Annotated in this window: 23 protein-coding genes; 6 read left to right on the top strand and 17 right to left on the bottom strand. The window is 70.3% G+C overall.

Translation table 11 applies throughout. The annotated features are described in order from the left end of the window. Window positions 1–3 precede the first annotated feature (3 nt). Window positions 4–219 (top strand): hypothetical protein, encoded by a 216-nt coding sequence (locus tag SOM13_RS07850; RefSeq protein ID WP_320479346.1) that lies wholly within the window; start codon window positions 4–6, stop codon window positions 217–219. A gap of 5 nt (window positions 220–224) precedes the next feature. Here SOM13_RS07850 and SOM13_RS07845 read toward each other — a convergent pair whose 3' ends face one another. The 15 genes from SOM13_RS07845 to SOM13_RS07775 form a co-directional block, all read right to left on the bottom strand. Next, the gene (locus tag SOM13_RS07845; RefSeq protein ID WP_320479345.1) at window positions 225–428 is read right to left on the bottom strand and encodes a hypothetical protein; all 204 of its coding nucleotides are present in this window, start codon (window positions 426–428) and stop codon (window positions 225–227) included. After that, on the bottom strand, window positions 421–618 hold the full coding sequence (locus SOM13_RS07840) for a hypothetical protein (protein WP_320479344.1): 198 nt from the start codon (window positions 616–618) through the stop codon (window positions 421–423). The genes SOM13_RS07845 and SOM13_RS07840 overlap by 8 nt, the downstream gene beginning before the upstream one ends. Window positions 619–624: 6 nt before the next feature. Further along, complete coding sequence (locus SOM13_RS07835) at window positions 625–1,140, bottom strand: hypothetical protein (protein ID WP_320479343.1); 516 nt, start codon at window positions 1,138–1,140, stop codon at window positions 625–627. Further along, the gene (locus tag SOM13_RS07830; RefSeq protein WP_320479342.1) at window positions 1,137–1,448 is read right to left on the bottom strand and encodes a hypothetical protein; all 312 of its coding nucleotides are present in this window, start codon (window positions 1,446–1,448) and stop codon (window positions 1,137–1,139) included. Before SOM13_RS07830 ends, SOM13_RS07835 begins: the two co-directional genes overlap by 4 nt. After that, on the bottom strand, window positions 1,441–2,400 hold the full coding sequence (locus SOM13_RS07825; RefSeq protein WP_320479341.1) for a recombinase RecT: 960 nt from the start codon (window positions 2,398–2,400) through the stop codon (window positions 1,441–1,443). The genes SOM13_RS07830 and SOM13_RS07825 overlap by 8 nt, the downstream gene beginning before the upstream one ends. Further along, window positions 2,400–2,819, bottom strand: coding sequence for a hypothetical protein (locus SOM13_RS07820; protein WP_320479340.1), 420 nt, complete (start codon window positions 2,817–2,819; stop codon window positions 2,400–2,402). Before SOM13_RS07820 ends, SOM13_RS07825 begins: the two co-directional genes overlap by 1 nt. Beyond that, a complete protein-coding gene (locus SOM13_RS07815; protein WP_320479339.1) occupies window positions 2,816–3,913 on the bottom strand; it encodes a YqaJ viral recombinase family protein in 1,098 nt (365 codons plus the stop codon). The genes SOM13_RS07820 and SOM13_RS07815 overlap by 4 nt, the downstream gene beginning before the upstream one ends. Beyond that, on the bottom strand, window positions 3,910–4,266 hold the full coding sequence (locus SOM13_RS07810) for a hypothetical protein (RefSeq protein WP_320479338.1): 357 nt from the start codon (window positions 4,264–4,266) through the stop codon (window positions 3,910–3,912). Before SOM13_RS07810 ends, SOM13_RS07815 begins: the two co-directional genes overlap by 4 nt. Further along, window positions 4,263–4,766: a hypothetical protein gene (locus SOM13_RS07805; protein ID WP_320479337.1), complete on the bottom strand. Its 504-nt coding sequence runs from the start codon at window positions 4,764–4,766 to the stop codon at window positions 4,263–4,265. The genes SOM13_RS07810 and SOM13_RS07805 overlap by 4 nt, the downstream gene beginning before the upstream one ends. Before the next feature lie 38 nt (window positions 4,767–4,804). After that, a complete protein-coding gene (locus tag SOM13_RS07800; protein ID WP_320479336.1) occupies window positions 4,805–5,077 on the bottom strand; it encodes a hypothetical protein in 273 nt (90 codons plus the stop codon). After that, window positions 5,074–5,220: a hypothetical protein gene (locus SOM13_RS07795; RefSeq protein ID WP_320479335.1), complete on the bottom strand. Its 147-nt coding sequence runs from the start codon at window positions 5,218–5,220 to the stop codon at window positions 5,074–5,076. Before SOM13_RS07795 ends, SOM13_RS07800 begins: the two co-directional genes overlap by 4 nt. Further along, window positions 5,217–5,552 carry a hypothetical protein gene (locus SOM13_RS07790; protein ID WP_320479334.1) on the bottom strand — a complete coding sequence of 112 codons (336 nt, stop codon included), beginning with the start codon at window positions 5,550–5,552 and terminating at the stop codon, window positions 5,217–5,219. The genes SOM13_RS07795 and SOM13_RS07790 overlap by 4 nt, the downstream gene beginning before the upstream one ends. Then, complete coding sequence (locus tag SOM13_RS07785) at window positions 5,549–5,695, bottom strand: hypothetical protein (RefSeq protein WP_320479333.1); 147 nt, start codon at window positions 5,693–5,695, stop codon at window positions 5,549–5,551. The genes SOM13_RS07790 and SOM13_RS07785 overlap by 4 nt, the downstream gene beginning before the upstream one ends. A gap of 74 nt (window positions 5,696–5,769) precedes the next feature. Beyond that, window positions 5,770–5,985, bottom strand: coding sequence for a helix-turn-helix domain-containing protein (locus tag SOM13_RS07780; protein ID WP_320479332.1), 216 nt, complete (start codon window positions 5,983–5,985; stop codon window positions 5,770–5,772). After that, complete coding sequence (locus SOM13_RS07775) at window positions 5,985–6,233, bottom strand: helix-turn-helix transcriptional regulator (protein ID WP_320479331.1); 249 nt, start codon at window positions 6,231–6,233, stop codon at window positions 5,985–5,987. The genes SOM13_RS07780 and SOM13_RS07775 overlap by 1 nt, the downstream gene beginning before the upstream one ends. A gap of 146 nt (window positions 6,234–6,379) precedes the next feature. Between SOM13_RS07775 and SOM13_RS07770 the strand changes: the two genes are divergently transcribed. From SOM13_RS07770 to SOM13_RS07760, 3 genes are read left to right on the top strand one after another with little or no spacing between them, the layout of a single operon-like run. Next, the gene (locus tag SOM13_RS07770; RefSeq protein ID WP_320479330.1) at window positions 6,380–6,877 is read left to right on the top strand and encodes a helix-turn-helix transcriptional regulator; all 498 of its coding nucleotides are present in this window, start codon (window positions 6,380–6,382) and stop codon (window positions 6,875–6,877) included. Beyond that, complete coding sequence (locus SOM13_RS07765; RefSeq protein WP_320479329.1) at window positions 6,874–7,251, top strand: ImmA/IrrE family metallo-endopeptidase; 378 nt, start codon at window positions 6,874–6,876, stop codon at window positions 7,249–7,251. Before SOM13_RS07770 ends, SOM13_RS07765 begins: the two co-directional genes overlap by 4 nt. A gap of 9 nt (window positions 7,252–7,260) precedes the next feature. Continuing rightward, a complete protein-coding gene (locus tag SOM13_RS07760; RefSeq protein WP_320479328.1) occupies window positions 7,261–8,379 on the top strand; it encodes a site-specific integrase in 1,119 nt (372 codons plus the stop codon). 410 nt (window positions 8,380–8,789) lie between these two features. Here the strand turns inward: SOM13_RS07760 and SOM13_RS07755 are convergent, their stop codons facing one another. Beyond that, a complete protein-coding gene (locus SOM13_RS07755; RefSeq protein WP_320479327.1) occupies window positions 8,790–9,758 on the bottom strand; it encodes an aldose 1-epimerase family protein in 969 nt (322 codons plus the stop codon). Further along, complete coding sequence (locus tag SOM13_RS07750) at window positions 9,755–10,648, bottom strand: DeoR/GlpR family DNA-binding transcription regulator (RefSeq protein ID WP_320479326.1); 894 nt, start codon at window positions 10,646–10,648, stop codon at window positions 9,755–9,757. Before SOM13_RS07750 ends, SOM13_RS07755 begins: the two co-directional genes overlap by 4 nt. A gap of 79 nt (window positions 10,649–10,727) precedes the next feature. Between SOM13_RS07750 and galT the strand changes: the two genes are divergently transcribed. Together galT and galK are read left to right on the top strand one after the other, a co-directional pair. Further along, entirely contained in the window at window positions 10,728–11,831 is a 1,104-nt protein-coding gene (gene galT, locus SOM13_RS07745) for a galactose-1-phosphate uridylyltransferase (RefSeq protein WP_192061308.1), read from the top strand. After that, window positions 11,828–13,033: a galactokinase gene (gene galK / locus SOM13_RS07740; protein WP_320479325.1), complete on the top strand. Its 1,206-nt coding sequence runs from the start codon at window positions 11,828–11,830 to the stop codon at window positions 13,031–13,033. The genes galT and galK overlap by 4 nt, the downstream gene beginning before the upstream one ends. The last annotated feature ends 11 nt before the right edge of the window (window positions 13,034–13,044 follow it).

Raw genomic sequence — 13,044 nt, 5'->3', positions numbered from 1 at the left:
CGCATGGATGCAGCAGAAGCCCCCTTCGGCCCCGGCCAGAGCCCCCAGTACCGCAAGGACATCGACATCGACATCGTCGGTGATCTCTCCATGGCGGCCAACGCGCTTGCTGATCTCGAGGAGAGCGGCACTGTCGACCTCGAGCTCCTGCGTGTGGTTCGACACCTGCATGCAGCCGTCCGTGACTTGGCGATCTACACCGGCATCGACTACAGCTAGGCCGCTCACGAGACGACCGCGATCGCGTCCGGGGCGACCATCGTCGGCAGCACGTCCTGACCCATGAATAGGGCCACCGCGTGGGCCGTGTGCACGACTGTCCGCACGACGCCGTCGGCCAGGTCACCGTCCGTGGTCGGGACGGTGACGGTCGCACCGACCTGGTCGCCCGACAGGAGGGCCGCGTACGTCTCGCGCCGGTCAGCCACGGCGGAACCTCACCTCGACCTGATCGAGGTTCGTCGACGCCGCCTTCCCGTAGACGTCGCTCGAGGCGATGGCCTCTCGCAGCAGACGCGGGTTGTCGCCGACCGAGGTCTCCTCGACCGTCGTCGCTCGCGTGAGCAGCCGCCCGGTCGCGGAGGTCACGGTCGTCGTCACTTCGACGTTGATGTACATGGGGTCCTACCTCTCCTCGGGCACGTGGCCCGAAGCTCCGAATCGTGACGCCGCGCGGTCATCCGCACGGTCCGTCCTGTGGTTGTCCATCGCCGCAGCGAAGGTGTCGAGCAGCTTCCGCAGCCACTGCTCCCGCTTCTCCTGCACCAGCTCGTTCAGCCGCGCGACGTCGTACTCGTCCGACGCCTCCGCCATCTGCTGAGCCAGCGCCCGAGTGACCTTCTCCGGGCCCGCGACGAGCCGCACCGTCTCCCGGGCGAGGATCCGCTCGGTGGCGTGCTTCGCCTTCGCGTAGTCCTCGCCGGCCTGCCGCAGGGCCTGCGCGACCTCGAACCGCATCGCGACGAGCTGCGCCCCGTACGACGACCCGAGGGTCCGCCACACCGCGTCGACGAGCGCCACGTGCAGGACGTCGTCCCGCGACGGGTGGTGGATACCGACGGTGCGCAGGACCTCCGCGATGCGGGGGTCGAGCACGGGGCCGTCGACGACCTCACCCGTCGCCGGGTCCACGCCGTTCACGAGTCAGCGCTCCGACGGTCGATCGCCTGCACCCACTGCTGAGCGACGGCCGCGACCTGGATCAGCTCGTCGCGGAGCTTGGTGGGGTCGGACTCGGCGAACGCTTCGAGCACTTCCTCGCGGAGGATGACGAGCCAGGTAACCGTGCCCTCTTCCGCGCGCAAGTCCGTGCGCTGCTTCGCCCACTCGGCCTGTCGTATGGCGCGGTCGCCGCCCGTGCCGTCCGGGTGGTTCTGCTCGCCCCACTTGGAGTCCTGGCGGTCGCGCTCTCGCAGGACCTCGACGGCGATCTCCTCGGCGTCAGCCACGGTCCCCACCGCCCGTCTCCGGCTCGCCCTGCTCCATGCCCTCGAGCGGCGGCGTCTCTTCCTCGCCCGGACGCACGGCCTCGCCCTGCGGGATCGGACGCGTCGCCCACTCGGACCCGGACGCCTCACCCTGAGCCGCCCACGGCTTCTCCGGCTCCGGCGACGGCGGTACCGACTCGGCTGCCACCTGCTGGGCGAGCGCCACCCCGACCGCGCGCAGCGAGTCCAGCAGCTCCTTAGACCGCTCGTGCGCGGGCACCTCGGCCCACAGCGCGTTGATCTCCTCCGTCGACGCCTTCGTGCGCGCCTCCGCCACCCAGTCCCGACCGTACGTCTCGGCCTCGACGAGCGCGGCATGCGACGGCACCTGGGCGGCCTGCTTCGGCTGCCCCGCCTGGTCCATCTCCTCCGTCGAGTACAGGCCCGAAAGGTCCTGCGGGAACGCCTTCCGCAACGCCAGCATCTCAGCGCACTTGCCGAGCATCAGCGCGCCCATCTTCCGCCACATGGGCGAGTTGGCCGAGTACGCGTCCCACGTCGCGACAGCGAACAGCGGCTCGATGAACCCCTCACGGTGCACGCCCACACGGGCGGCCTTCGGGTTCTCCGACGCGAGCCACACGTCGACCCAGGTGATGCCGTCGGAGGTCCACTGCGTCGGCGTCTGGCCGCGGTACTCCTTCGTGCGCTCGGCCACGAGACGGGCCCCGTCGATGGACACCTGCGTGCCCCACTTGCCGCCGCGCTCGATGCAGTAGATCTGCCGCGCGATCGGGTCCAGCCCCGTGCGGCGCGCGTGGAGGAGGAACGCCTCGACGACGGGACGCGGGGCCAGCTGCTTGTTGTTCGCCGGGCCCGTGACAAGACCGGCCGCCTCGACGAGGGCCTTTTCGGTCTCGGTCCACTGCGACGCGTCGCCTGTTGCCGGGAGCGCCACCACTGTGCCCGCCATCAGAAGTCCAGCCCGTCGGTCGTGACTGCCGAGTCGGCTGTCTTCTTGACCCACGGCAGCCGCACGGCGGTGAAGCCCCGTGCGATCGAGGCCCGCATGTACCCGGGCTCGATCAGACCGGCTGACGCGAGAGCGAAGAGCAGCGTCTGCCACGCTGCGTCGGGGATCTCTTTGTCGACGTACAGGTGGAAGTGACCGGGCGTGCTCGACGGGATCAGCTGAGCCGGCAGGTCGAGGTCGATGATCAGCTTGTGCGTAGGGCCGAAACCGACGTCTGCCTTGTCGACGACCGACGTGATGACCTGCGCCTCCTTCAGCTTCTTGGTGGCGTAACGGCCCTCGCTGGCTTCGTACGAATCGAGGTCCTCGACCGTCTGGTAGATCTGCCCCGGCATGGGGCTCGTGCGCTTCTTGCTCATGCCTTCGTCTCCTTCGTGCCCTTGGCCGCGGTGACCCGCAGCGCCGACTTCTTCACGACGACGCGCTCCGTGCGCGCCTCCACCCGGAACGACGCCTCGTGCGCCGACACCAGTCCCTGCTCACGACCGAGCGCGGCCTGCGCCTGCTCGACGTCGTGCTGCGCCTGCTCGAGCCGCTCGTACAGACCCGCCGGCGCCGCCGCCTTCGCGGCCACCTGGTCCAGCTCGACGACGGGCTTCTCCTCGACGACCTCCGGCGACCACGACACCCGCGCCAGGGACGACTCCTGCACCACCGGCTCACCGGCGTCGACCAGCGCGACGATCGCCTTGTACGACGACTCCTTCAGCGCCTTGCCCTCCTTCTCGGCGTCGAGGCCGCGGAGGTAGTTCAGGGCGAGCGTGTCCAGCTCCTCGTCGATGACGGCCTCCGGGGCATCCCCGGCACGGGCGGCGTCGAGCGCCACCAGGAACCCGACCGCGATCGTCTCGAGCTGCTTCGCCAGCGCCTCGTCGTACTCGACCCACTCCATGACCGGCACGAGACCCAGTGGGGCGGGCTCGAAGTACTGACCGCCGCGGTCCTGCCAGTCGGAGTCGTGCCGCTCGGACACGTACAGGCACCGCTTCGCACCGAGGACCCGCATCGCCCAGGTCATCTGCGCCCGGTAGCCGGCCGCCTCGAACGCGGGCGACCCGACCGTGACGTCGTGCTTCGACGTCTTGATCTCCGACACGACGACGTCGCCGATCACACCGAGACCGTCCGGGGACGCGAGGAACCGCGGGTTGTCGACCGCGTGGAAGACGCGCGACTCGGCCGCGATCGGGTAGACCGACGCGACAACGGCCGCGATCTCCGGCTCCCGCGTCTTGCCCCAGGCGGTGTACTGGTTGCCGCTGAAGGTGTCGACACGGCGGCCGAGCTTCAGACCGATCAGCTGCTTCACGGTGATCTTCCGCATGAACAGGTCGCGGATCTCGGTCGCGGTCACGCCGCCCATGCGCTCGGCCAGCCACGCCTCACGGTCGGTGTCCGAAGCTCCGGCCCGGGCGACGACGTCGGCGAGCCGATCCTTCACTGCGGCGCTCATCGCTCGTCCGCCGCAGCGTCGTCCATCGCGTCGTACTCGGCCGCGGTCGGCACCGAGTCGTCGTCGAGGTCCGGCAGGTCGAGCGCCGTCTCCCCGGTGCGCACCTGGTAGGCCGACACCTGCAACTCCTGCGCCGTGCGCAGCGCCGCCGGCGACGTGATCGGCTCGATGTGCGTCGGACGCACCACCGGGTACGTCTCGCCCTTCTTCCGATCCCGGACGTCCTTCGTCACCTCGTAGGTCACGATCGCCGTCACACGGTCCGTGTCGCCGAACGCCAGCAGCTCCTGCTGCATGTCGACGAGACCGTTGTACTGGTCCTCGATCTTCCCGTTGTTGAACTGGATGCTCATCGTGTTGCTCCTTCTCGTTTGGGCCAGCGCAAGCCGCGCATGACCTCGGTCTGGGGTTTGGTCGGGAGGCCGTCGATCGGCTCCCCGAGGTATCGGGCCGCCATCGCCGCGAGGGCGAGAGAGTCGGCCACGTTGTCGTCGGCGATGAACAGGCCCGGGTGCCGGGCGCGCATCGTCTCGAGCACGTCCGCCTTGTCGGCCTTGCCGCTGTCGGCCGCGTACTTCGCCCGGGTCGTGGGGGCGGTCTTCACCACGTGGCAGCCGCGCTTCGCGAGGGTTCCGGCGACAAGCCACCGGTGCGCGTTCCGCTCGTCCGGCTGCCCGAACTTCGACGCGTACGACGCCCACTCGACGTTCACGAACGCGCCCTCGGGGATAAGGCGGACGATCCGGGCCGCCGAATACTGGATGCGCTCCCACGTCGCGAGCACGCTGTCGTCGGCGGGGGCCTTGGACTTCACCTGGTACAGGTCTGCCTCGCCGTCGTGGAGGACAGTCACGCCGCTGCACGTCAGGGACAAGTCGAGCCCGGCGACGATCACGAGTGCACCGGGGTGACGACCACGAGCTCCTCGAGCGTCCGCTGGTACGTGAGGCACTTGCGGCAGCCGGTCTCCCTCGCCTCCTCCGCACGCCGTCTAATCCACGCGAGGTGCTCCACGCAGGCGAAGAATGCGTGCGGGCAGAAGCGGCACGCGAGGGCCGCGGCCGCCGACTCCTCGCAGCCAGCGAAGGACTCGCACGGCAGCTCGAAGTTGAGAGAGGCGAACAGCTCCTCGACGACGTCGACGACCGGCGCCGGCGCGCTCACTTGCTCAGCTCCGCATCGCGGTGGCCGGCGTCGTACGCATCCCGCAGGAGGCTCACGAGGGCGCGGCGGTAGTAGGCGTTCAGGCTCTGGTACAGCCCGGTCTTCTGGACCATCTGGTTGACGGCCTCGTTGCGGCGGCTCATCGGTCGGCCTCGGCGCGGTGCCGGTCCGCGAGAGCGTCCCACCACAGCTGACCCACCGCCGCCAGGCCGAACAACCACACGAGCGTCAGCAGCCCGTCACCCTCAGGGGCGAACCAGCGCAGCACACCCGCGACGACCGCGAGGCCGACCCACACGGCGACCAACCAGCGCGACCACGAGCGGCGCTCACGCCGATCTGCCTGCGACAGCCAGAAGTACTGCTCGAACATCTGAGCCTCGGGCGACCCCGCGACGAACGGGTTGTGCTCGTCGACCCACCGCTCCGCCTCACGCTTCGGCAGCGGACGGCGAGGGAACCAGACGCCCATCACGAGGCACGCTCCTCGGAGAGGATCGCGTCGACCGCGCGGTTGGTGCTGGCGAGGGTCGAGGACCACTCGGCGGGGATGAGGCGGCCGCCGTTCCGCACGCGAATGGCCGCTTCAGGGCGCACTTCGCTCTTGATGTCTTGCATGGGATGCCCTTAGGGGTGTGGGCCAGGCCGCAGAGTCGGAGCTGCGGGGGCCAGTGAAAGTGGAGGGTGTGCAGCTACGCGCTGCGGCGAATCGGAGTCACGTTGGATCGCTGGTGCGGGCAGGTCACGCCCTGCACCCAGGCGTCGAGGCACTCAGCGTCGATGCGCCAGGACGCGTTCACGGAGCGCTGCACCCCGTGGAGCTCGCCAGCCCGGCAGGCGTCGGTCACGGTGCGCCAGTGACGCTGCGCCCGCTCCCCCGCCTGCTTCGCGGTGAGCCACTCGGCCATCAGGCCGCCGCCTCGACGACGAACAGCGAGCGGAAGTCAGCAGCGGGGAACGCGATCAGGATCTTCGCGATGACTGCATTCGACGGCGGGCTCTTGCTCGATGCACGCCACAGCGTCGCCGTGTCGACGCCGATGACGCGGGCCAGTTCGGCCTCGGTCGAGATCCCGTGTGCCCGGCGTAGCTCGTCGAGCTTCTGCCGGTTCAGGCGGACGGCTGCAGGTCTTGCAGCGGTGGGGGTTGCTTGCATGTCGGAAAGCATGCGTCACGTCTTTCACGAGTGCAAGCCCATTTCATCGATTGGTGTCCGCCTTTGAGGGGACTCCCCAGTATTTATGCGGAATCAGGCAGGAAAACCCATTGCAGCACTGCAATGGTGGTGCTAGGTTTCACGTCGTGCAGAACAGCAGCTGGATCGACTACCTCCGTGCAATGGCCGGGGACGACTCGTACGCCGACATTTCCCGCAGAGGGGGCGTTTCGCCGGCGACCGTCACCCGCTGGTTCCAGGGCAAGAGCCCTGACGCGGAGCAGGTCATCTCGCTCGCGCGCGCATACGAGCACCCGCCCACGGACGCACTCGTGGCCGCCGGCTACCTCACCCCGTCCGAGGCCGTGACCCTTGGCACTCCCCCACGGCCACTGCGGATCCGCGACTTCAGCGACCTCGAGATCGCGCGCGAGACCCTCCGCCGCATCGAGTCCGGCGAGCACCCCGTCCTCGACGCCCCCATGGACGCCGACCACCCCGTCATGCAGGAGCGCGACAACGTGACTCATCTTCACGGGAACGTCGGTGGTCTCGACGAAGATCAGCTGCGCGACCGCTACGACGGCGAAGTGGCCGCCAACAAGGACCAGAGCGCCGACAGATTGGACGACGACCAGGCATGACGACGAGGGGGGCGTACGACCCGCACGAGCACGCCGACCGGTTGGGGATCCCGGTCATCTACGGCAGGCTCCGCAGCGACAACGGCATGTGGATCCCAGCCGAGCGGGTCATCGTCCTCAGGCGCGGGATGCGGCGCCTCCTCGAACGGTCGACGCTCGCACACGAGCTTGGCCACGCCGCCCTCGGCCACGTCGACGACAGGCCGCGCCACGAACGCCAGGCCGACATCTACGCCGCCCGGCACCTGATCGACCCACACCGCCTCAACGACATCTCGCGAGACCACCCGGACCCGGGCTACTGGTGCACCGAGCTCGACGTCACCCCGCACATCCTCGAGACCTACCTCCGAGACGTGCGGCGAACCGCCTAGGAGACCCGCATGGCCTGGACCGAGAAGCTGCCCTCCGGCCGCTACCGAGGCGTCTACCGCACACCCGACGGCGGAAAGCGCAGCGCCGGCACGTTCCCCCACCAGAAGCCCGCGCTGAACGCGGCCGCCGCGGCCGAGGCGGAGGCGGCGAAGCTCGGATGGCGTGACCCGCGTGCGGCCGCCGAGACCTGGGGCGCATGGGTCGCGAGCTGGTGGCCGACCCGCAGCGTCGAGCAGTCCACCCTGAAGGTCGACGCGTCACGGCGCGACCATCGGCTCCTGCCGAAGTGGCGTGACGTGCCCCTGCACGCGATCACCCGACACGACGTACGAGCGTGGGCGGCTGAGCTCGCCCTCGACGGCCTCTCCCCCGCCACGGTGCAGCGGCACGTCGCCCTGCTGTCCGCATCGCTGTCAGCCGCCGTCGACGCCGAGATCCTGCCGACGAACCCAGCAGCGCGGCTCCGGCTCGGCGGTGGCGAGACGCAGAAGGACCGCTACCTCAGCGCCGACGAGCAGGTGACGCTCCTCGAGGGCGTCGACGGGCTCGCGCACGACGTCGTCGCGGTGCTGCTCTCCACGGGCCTCCGGTGGGGCGAGGCGATCGGCCTGCACTCCCACCGCGTGAACCTCGACCAGGGCTTCCTTCGCGTCATCGAGACGTGGGACGACAAGAACGGGCAGATGAAGGCGTACCCGAAGGGGCGCCGGATTCGGAACGTGCCGATCCCCGAGTGGACGGCGGAGCTGCTCGAACCGCGCGTCGCACGGTCGAAGCGCGGCCTCGTGCTCACTGTCGACGGCGGCCCGATCGGCTACAACAACTGGCGGAACCGAGCGTGGGTACCGGCGGTCCGCAGACTGTCCCTCGAGCCGCTGACAATCCACGACCTGCGGCACACGTACGCGTCGACGCTGATCCAGAACGGCGTACCCCTCGAGGAGATCGGGCGGCTCCTTGGCCACGTGTCGCCGCTGACCACCCGCCGATACGCACACCTCGCCGCGACCCCCAGCGCCGCGGTAATGGCCGCGCTGGCGAAGCCCGTCCGTGGGGCAGACGTGGGGCAGGACACAGCTCCGGGTCACTCCAATGTGATCCAGTTCCGAGCCCGCCGATCCAGCTAAAGCGCTGGTCGCGCTGGACTTTGGGCCGGTCGACTCCAATCGTCGACAGACGGCTCTCATGGGGCCGCACGCACTTTTAATCCGCGGGTCATGGGTTCGAGCCCCATGGGGCCCACTCTTCTCCGGCGTCGAGGACGGCGCTCCGCCAACCGCGTCACGACTGTGCGCCGCACCCCTCCGTCGGTGACGGACCGCACCCCCGGCTCCGAGGCGCTGGGCGTCGGGACCGGGGGCACGATGCACCGGGCGGGCGGGGCCGCCATTCGGATCAGGAAAAGAGCGGCCGCCTGCGTTACCCGGCGACTGTCGTCCGGTAACCAGCCGGACGATTCACGGTATCGCGCTTTCCTATACAAAGAAACGATCTGCGCGAGAGTGCGCAAACAGGACAGCCTCTCAGCGGATCGGGGTCAACCGCGGGTCCGCCGAATGCCCCACCGGGCCGACCAGGTCTCGCCTTCGTCGAGCCAGACGAGCCCCTCACCCGTCGCCAGGGCGTTCGCGGGAGCCGTCATCGGCTCGGCTGCGACCGCGAGCCCCTTCACGCCCCCGCGGCGGAAGTTGCGAGGCGTGAAGACCTGCACGAACGGGAAGGCCTCGTCTTGCCAGAGCTCGGTGGCCCAGCCGTCGGGGGCCGTGAGGCGGGTCCGGCGGATGCCGGCGTCGTCGGGAGCGATGTCGCGGTACCCGGTGTCGAGATCGAGGTCGCCGACCAGCGGCCCGCCGGTGAGGTCGTACTCGGTGCCGGCGACCGGCGCCGTACCCGTCGGGATGCTGCGATCGTCGACCTCGGACCGGGTGGCCGCATCGAGCGTCACCCGGAGCGTCGCCGGGTCGTGGTCGCCGACGCGGAGGAACGGATGCGCGCCGACCGCGAACGGCGCCCTGCCCCGACCCACGTTCGCGACGGTCTGCGTGACCCGCATGCCGTCGACGACCAGCTCGTGCCGCACGGTCAGGTCGAGCTGGAACGGGAACCCGTGCTGCGGGTGGACGGTCGCCCCGAGGGTCACCGCATGCCGCTCGACGGCGAGGGGCCGGTAGGCCGTGTATCGCAGCAAGCCGTGAGACGCGTTGCCCTTCGAGGGCTCGGTGAGATCGAGCTGCTGCACGACGCCGTCGAGGGTCCACCGGCCGCCGTCGACCCGGTTCGGCCAGGGGAACAGCGTGATGCCGCAGGCGGACGGCGGGGTCTCGTCTTCGGCGAAGGTCTCGGTGAGGGCATGCCCGTCGACCGACAGCGCCCGGATGCCCGCCGCGACCTCGGTCACGATCGCGCCGACCTCGTGCCCGGCCTCGTCGAGCGACAGGCGGTATTGCGCACCCGTGGGCGGATGAATGGTCGCCGGACGGGGGCCCTCGCTGGATGGCTCGGTCATGTCGCGTCTCCTGTCTCGTCACCCTCAGGGCGGTGATGGCCCTCGTGGCGATGGCCGCCATCGTCGCGCGCCGCCGCGTCGTCGTCGTCCCGATCGGCCTCGATCACTGTGAGACCGGCACCTCGGAGTCCGCTGATGTCAGCACCCGACGCCCCGGCCGTCACGAGGGCCTCGAACGTGTCGAGGGGAGCGATGACGCCGAGATGCGCCTCCCCCAGCTTCGCCCCGTCGGCGACCAGATACGACCGCCGCGCGGTCTGCGTCATCAGCCGCTTCAGATCGGTCTCGGGCAGGTTGACGTTGGTCGCCCCGTGCGCGGCGTCGACGCCGGTGCAGCCGATGAAGGCGACGTCGGCCGTGATGCTCGCGAACACGCTGGTCGCGAGCGGGTTGACCAGGGAGTGCTGCAGCGGCCTGAGCGTGCCGCCCGACACGATCACCGTGAAGCGCGGCACCGCCTGCTCGAGCGCGAGCGCGATGGTCAGACCGTTGGTCACGACCACGACGTCGTCGAGGTCGTCTCGCTCGAGCAGCGCGAGGGCGATCTGGGTGGTCGTCGTGCCGACGTCGATGACGACGCAGTCGCCGGACCGGACCAAGGAGGCGGCGGTCACCCCGATGGCCCGCTTGGCCTCGATGCCGACCGAGCTCTCTTCTTCGAACGGGCGCTCGACGACCGGCCGGTCGAGAGACAGCGCACCCCCGTGCACGCGCGAGAGCAGGCCGTCGGAGGCGAGACTCTCGAGGTCGGTGCGGATCGTCACCTCGGAGAGGCGGAATTCGCGGGCGAGCTCGGCGGTGCGGATGAAGCCGCGCCGACCGACCAGGTCGGCGATGCGATCACGGCGGCGACCGGCCGGCAGCTGCTCGTCGATCGGGTTGGCGTTCACCCCGTCATTTTCGTATGCTTTCAGGTGCTTTCGCAACTGCAAATCCCGCGGTGCGAGGCACGACCGAGGAGGCTCCCCCATGGCGTCGATCGCCACCCGCACCACGGTGCTCGCCGACGGGCGCGAACTCATCTACTTCGACGACGCCGACACGACGCTCGGCCCCGACCGCAAGGCCGACGCCCGCGTGCTCGACCCGCGCCCCGACACCGCGACGATGCGACAGGACGTCCTGACGGGCGACTGGGTGTCGATCGCGGCGTCACGGCAGAACCGCGTGTTCCTGCCCCCGGCCGAGCTCGACCCGCTCGCCCCGGCGTCGCCCACCAATCCGTCCGAGATCCCCGACGTCTACGACGTCGCGGTCTTCGAGAACCGCTCGCCCTCGTTCGGGCCCCTGCTCACCGACGACCAGGCGCCCGAGGGCGTCGACGACCTCGCCCGCCTCGGCATGGGGCGCACGCGCCGCAGCGTCGGTCGCTGCGAGGTCGTCTGCTTCAGCCCCGAGCACGAGGGCTCGTTCGCCGAACTCAGCGAGTCGCGTGCCCGCACCGTCGTCGAGGCGTGGGCGCACCGCACCGAGGCGCTGTCGGCGCTGCCCGGCATCGAGCAGGTCTTCCCGTTCGAGAACCGCGGCCAGGCGATCGGCGTCACGCTGCACCACCCGCACGGTCAGATCTACGCCTACCCGTACATCACACCCCGCACGCTGGGTCTGCTGCGCAGCATCGAGTCGTACGGCCCGACGCTGTTCGCCGATCTGCTCGACTCCGAGCGCGAGGGCCCGCGCGTCGTGCTCGCCGGCGAGCACTTCACGGCGTTCGTGCCCTTCGCGGCCCGCTGGCCGATCGAGATCCACCTGCTGCCGCACCGTCACGTGCCCGACTTCGCGGGGCTGACCGGCGACGAACGCGACGAGCTCGCGATCATGTACCGGCGCCTCCTGCGGGGGGTCGACGCGCTGTACGGCGACCCCACCCCGTACATCTCGGCCTGGCACCAGGCTCCTGTCAACGTGGGCCGCGACACCGTGCGGCTCAACCTGCAGATCACGTCGCCGCGACGAGCCGAGAAGCGGCTGAAGTTCCTGGCCGGCTCGGAGGCGGCGATGGGAGCCTGGATCGGCGACCTCGTCCCCGAGGCCCAGGCCGACCTGATCAGAGAGGCGATCGAACGCGCATGACCGACACCACCACACCCCGAGGGTTCTCCGACGTGTTCGACACCGAGGTCGTCGGCCGCTGGTCGGCCCCCGGCCGCGTGAACCTCATCGGCGAGCACACCGACTACAACGACGGCTTCGTGCTGCCGTTCGCCATCGACCGGCGCACCACCGTGACCGTCGGCGTCCGCACCGATCGCCTGCTCCGCGTCTCGTCGTCGTTCGAGGCAGGCGTGCACGAGATCTCGCTCGACGCCCTGGACCCGGCGTCGATGTCGGGCTGGTCGAGCTACGTCTTCGGCATCGCCTGGGCGCTGCAGGTCGCCCCGACCCGTGCCGAGTCCCCCGCGTTCAGCGCCGCCGGCGGCGACCTCTCGGGCGTCGACCTGTCGACCGCCACGGGTCTCGACCTCTTCGTCGAGTCCGACGTGCCCGTCGGCGCCGGCCTGTCGTCGTCGGCCGCCCTCGAGTGCTCGGTGGCCCTCGCCTTCGCCGAGCTCTGGTCGATCGACGTCAACCGCTCGACGCTCGCCGCCGTGGGGCAGCTCGCCGAGAACGAGGCCGTCGGCGCACCGACCGGCATCATGGACCAGTCCGCGTCGCTGCTCGGGCGGGCCGATTCGGGCGTGTTCCTCGACTGCCGCAGCCTCGACGCCGACGTCGTCGAGCTGGGCTTCGCCGCCGCCGGCCTCGAAGTGCTCGTGGTCGACACCAAGGTGGAGCACGCGCACGCGACCGGCGGGTACGTCGATCGCCGCGCCTCCTGCGAGAGAGGGGCCGCAGCCCTCGGCGTCTCGTCGCTGCGTGATCTCGACGCCGACGACCTCGCTCGTGCCGAGCAGGTGCTCGACGACGAGACGTTCCGCCGCGTGCGCCACGTGGTGACCGAGAACCAGCGCGTGCTCGACACCGTCCGCACGCTGCGGACCGACGGCGCCCGGGCGATCGGGCACCTGCTCGACGCCTCGCACGTCTCGATGCGCGACGACTTCGAGATCTCGGTGCCCGAGCTCGACCTCGCGGTCGCCACCGCCCAGGCGTCGGGTGCCCTCGGCGCCCGCATGACGGGCGGCGGCTTCGGCGGCTCGGCGATCGCGCTCGTGCCGACGGAGGCACGCGCCGCGGTCGAGCAGGCCGTCGTCGCGGCCTTCGCCGAGGCGGGCTTCGCCGCGCCGACCGTCTTCACGGTGAACGCCGACGAGGGTGCGCGCCGCGACGCCTAGCGCGCCAGGAC

The organism is Frigoribacterium sp. CFBP9030, assembly GCF_034045195.1.
Lineage (GTDB): Bacteria > Actinomycetota > Actinomycetes > Actinomycetales > Microbacteriaceae > Frigoribacterium.
This window is presented reverse-complemented; position numbering and strand designations above follow the sequence as displayed.